At 26.7% G+C, this 4450-nt stretch carries 4 protein-coding genes; all 4 read left to right on the forward strand.

All coding sequences use genetic code 11. The features are described 5' to 3' along the window. A partial coding sequence (locus tag RWU19_RS13170) for a glycosyltransferase (protein ID WP_316032200.1) occupies nt 1-617 on the forward strand: 617 nt, incomplete at its 5' end. Next, nucleotides 614-1843 (forward strand): O-antigen ligase family protein, encoded by a 1230-nt coding sequence (locus tag RWU19_RS13175; protein WP_130624743.1) that lies wholly within the window; start codon nt 614-616, stop codon nt 1841-1843. The genes RWU19_RS13170 and RWU19_RS13175, both read left to right, overlap by 4 nt. A 1-nt stretch (nt 1844) precedes the next feature. Continuing rightward, complete coding sequence (locus tag RWU19_RS13180) at nt 1845-2975, forward strand: glycoside hydrolase family 99-like domain-containing protein (RefSeq protein WP_010732182.1); 1131 nt, start codon at nt 1845-1847, stop codon at nt 2973-2975. A 4-nt stretch (nt 2976-2979) separates the two neighbouring features. Further along, nucleotides 2980-4383 carry an oligosaccharide flippase family protein gene (locus RWU19_RS13185; protein WP_070770364.1) on the forward strand — a complete coding sequence of 468 codons (1404 nt, stop codon included), beginning with the start codon at nt 2980-2982 and terminating at the stop codon, nt 4381-4383. Nucleotides 4384-4450: the final 67 nt, after the last annotated feature.

Genomic DNA, 4450 nt, shown 5'->3' on the forward strand with positions numbered 1-4450 from the left:
CTAAAAAAATATATAAACGTTATTTACCTAATAGTAAAATCGTGGTTCATAGTATAACCAGTAGTGATATAAGTTTTTCTAAACAAACGTTGGATACAAATTTTATAAATAACAAACATAGTGTAAGATTGGGATTTATAGGATCTGAAAAAAATTTTAAAGGTTATAAGTTTCTTTTGAATTGGTTTAATACTCAAAAAAACGAGTTTAAATTAAAGATATATGGGAATGAAAAAAAAGTATATAATTCTAATGTGGAAGTCTTAGGCAAGTATTCACCAATCCAAAAAAAAGAAGTTTTTAATAATATTGATATTTTAATTGTTCCTTCTAAATGTAAAGAAACATTTGGTTTAGTAGTTTTAGAAGCTTTATCATTAGGCACTCCAGTTTTAGTAAGTGAAAATGTAGGTGCAAAGGATCTTCTTGAAGAAAATCTAATATTTAGCTTAAATAATGATTCGTTAACGGAAAAAATAAATTTACTTCTTGCTGAACTTAAGAATGGAACTGGTAAAACTATAGATTTAAGTTCATTAAGTTTAAGTAATCATGTAACAAAAATAAATAATTTATATCTCGATGCTATAACCATGCATAGAAAGGTGGAGTCATGAGGCTCAGAAAAAATTTTGCGTTTATGCTTACTACTATCCCTTTAATAGCAGAAGAAATAATTCCTGGTGAATTTATATATATGTTACTAGTTGTTGGTATTATAGTATTGCTCAAATTGAATAATGGGAGAATTCCTAAGGAAATTGTTAGAAAACAAAGCTTTCTTGTGTGGCTTTTGATTCTAGGAATATGTATAGGAATGTTAAATTTAGTTCACTTAAATACATTGTCTTTTGCTAGGGATATATTCTATTTTAGTTTTCCAATCATTATACTTATATATATATCTTTATTAAGTATGATATTTGGAAAAAATAATGAGTTACTAAAGTCGATTATTTTTGCTGCTGCTGTTTTATCTGTTATATACTTAATTAATTTTTTATTGAACAAGAATAGTGTAATGAATCAATCTAATATTTGGGCATATAGAAAGGAAACAGGAACAGGCTACTTTATTGTGCCTGTAGCTTTATCAATACTACTATTTTCTAAACAATTTTCTTTTTTTACTATAAATAAATGGAAAAAAATATGTTTGATATGTTTATTATCAAGTCATGTCATTTTATCTTTTTCTAGGACTGTTATGATTATTTTTATTATATTTTTCTTCATTCTATTTCCTAAAAGAAATTTGAAAAAAACACTTCTATTTTTCTTCACTATATTAATTATTTTACCGTTTTTATATGAAGGTATAAAAATTTTTTCTACAAATGGATTGTTAAATCAGTATATAAATAAAATAGTTACATCGTTTGTTGAAATGAGTAAGGATGAAGATTGGTCTAATAAAATGAATATTGTTGCTAATTGGCGAGGTTATGAAACTTTTAGTGCATTAAATGAATTCCATAGATTAAATAGCTTAACTAAAATAATTGGAAATGGGTTTGGTGCTGAAATAGAAGTTGGATATTTTGCCGAATTAGTAGGAGGAACCGGGACAACAATACCTGTTCTACATAATGGCTATTTATCATTATTGATCAAAGTAGGAATTTCAGGGCTTCTAGCTTACCTATTTTTTTTACTAAGCAATATTTATTATTATGTGAGGTTAGTTGTATATCAAAAAAATGCATATTATAAACTTGTCTTATCATCTTTTTTAGCAATATTAGTCTTTACGTATTTTTCAACTGGAATTTTTCAAGTTCAACCAAGACTAGTGTTTCTATTTCTTATTGGTTATTACTATAAATATAAAGGAGAATATTAAAATGAAAATATTAGCATACTACCTTCCACAGTTTCATGAGGTAAAAGAGAATAACGAATGGTGGGGAAAGGGATTTACAGAATGGACAAATGTGAAGAAGGCAAAGAAACTTTTTGAAGAACATAATCAGCCAAGAATCCCACTTAATAATAATTTTTATGACTTATCAGAAATCCAAAGTTTAAAATGGCAAGTTTCCTTAGCAAAAGAGTATGGTATATATGGTTTTTGTATGTATCATTACTGGTTTAATGGTAAACTTCTTCTAGAAAAACCAGTTGAGATGTTTTTAAATAACAAGGATTTAGATCTTCCATTTTGTTTTAGTTGGGCTAATGAACCTTGGACTAATGGATGGGTATCTGACGATAATAAATTACTAATTTATCATGATAACAGCGATCCTAATGACTGGGTAGAGCATTACCAATATTTTTCTAATTTTTTTAAAGATTCTAGATATATAAAGATTGACAATAAACCTGTTTTAGTCCTATATTTCCCTACTATTCTGAGTCATTTAAAAGAAATGTGTGAATGTTGGAATGAACTAGCAAAAAAAGATGGATTTGATGGTATATATCTTATGTATCAAAAAGCAGCAAGTCATTTTGATCCTAATTTTGACAAAAGTTTATTTGATGCAGGTATAGAGTTTCAACCTGGGTTTACTTTAGAAAGTCAAAAAACTGAAAAACAAAGAAAAAAAGAAAGATTAAAGTTCTCAATTTCAACTTATATTAAAAGAAAATTTAAAATTAGTCCTCTATCTATAAACAAAGAAAGTAAGTTACAACATAATAACTATGATTCTGTTTGGAAAGATATATTAGAACATAAACCAGATAAAAACATGGTACCAGGTGCATTTGTTGATTGGGATAATACACCTAGAAAAGGTCAAAGAGGAAGTGTTTATGACGGAGTGACTGTAGAAAAATTCCAAAGATATTTTTCTGAATTAATTAAAAAGACAAAATATGAATATGAGGAGGATATGATTTTTATATTTGCTTGGAATGAATGGGGAGAAGGAGGTTATTTAGAACCAGATGAAAAGAATGGCTATGGTTATTTATCAGCTATAAAACAAACCTTAGAAGAGAACAAAGAATTTCCTGAAAGTGAGTAGGACCTTGGAAAATTTTAAAAAAAATAGTATATATGCTATAAGCTCCCAACTAAGTGGTCTTTTTTTAAGCTTCTTTATAGCATTGATAATACCAAAGTTTTTAGGCGTTATAGAATTTAGTTATTGGCAACTTTTTCTATTTTATGTTAATTATTTAGGTTTATTACATTTTGGGTTAAATGATGGAATATATTTAAAGTATGGGGGGCAGAGAAGAGAAGAACTTCCTTTGCAACAATTGGCGAAACAATTTACAATACTTACCATTAGTCAATTTTTTATTATGATTATAGTACTGTTGTTATCCTTTTTTATAGAAAATGCGCAGAGAAAAACTATTTGGATAGCTGTGGCATTATACTTACCATTAGTTAATATTAATGGTTTTATTGGCTATTTGTTACAATCAATTAATGAAATATACCTGTATTCCATTTCTGTTATTATAGATAAAATTATAATAATAGTTGGTGTTCTTAGTCTTATATTCTTTAACTATAGAGACTTTGCTATATACATATATGTGTATGTATTTTCTAAATTAATTTCTACATTATATTTATATAACAGAAGCAGAAAAGTCACTAGATTTAATTTTAATATTCATCTTTCAGATTGGAAAGAGACAAAGATACTAATTTCATCTGGTATAAAATTAATGTTTGCAAATATAATGGGAACTCTTATACTTGGATTGAACCGCAAACTTGTCGATATTTTTTGGGGAATCGAAGCTTTTGGTAGATTTTCCTTTGCAATTTCACTTACTAATTTCTTTCTTCTTTTTATTAGTCAAGTTAGTATAGTGATATTTCCTGCATTAAGGAGGATTAATAAGGAGAAATTAAAAAATATTTTTACTTTTGGAAATATTATTTTGAATCGAATTTTGTTAGGAGGGCTTCTTCTTTATTTACCAGTTTCGATTTTTCTTAAACATTGGCTTCCTGCTTATACATTATCAATAGATTATTTATGCTATTTACTACCTATTTTCATTTTTGATGGGAAGATGCAAATTATTAATAACACTTTTTTTAAAGTGCTTAGAAAAGAAAAAGAAATGCTTTTAATTAATATACTAGCTTTGACTATTAGTGGAATATTAGGTATCATTGTAGCTTTTTCTTCCCGAAATATGAATCTGATGATTTTAATATTAGTAATCTCTATTGGATTTAGAAGTTTAATAGCTGAATTATACTTTAAAAATATGTTTGATCAAGGTAGTTTAGACGAAATGATCTGGTTATATGTATTGATACTAACATTTACTTTATCAAACCTATATATTGGAAATGTGTGGGGTTCAGTAATCTATTTATTGTTTTACTTATTGTACCTCTATCTAAGCTTTTCAAAACTAAAAGAAGCTGTTGCTTTTTTTTATAATAAAACTAAAAAATAAAAAAGGTGGATGTAATGAACAAGGGAAAGCTTGTTTTTAATGGTCTAATAGCATTGTTACTATATTT

This window comes from Enterococcus sp. 2STP (genome assembly GCF_032465635.1).
GTDB lineage: Bacteria > Bacillota > Bacilli > Lactobacillales > Enterococcaceae > Enterococcus_B > Enterococcus_B lactis.

Coding starts and splice junctions, on each gene's coding strand:
- RWU19_RS13175 (WP_130624743.1), top strand. CDS start 614: ATGAGGCTCAGAAAAAATTTTGCGTTTATGCTTACTACTATCCCTTTA.
- RWU19_RS13180 (WP_010732182.1), top strand. CDS start 1,845: ATGAAAATATTAGCATACTACCTTCCACAGTTTCATGAGGTAAAAGAG.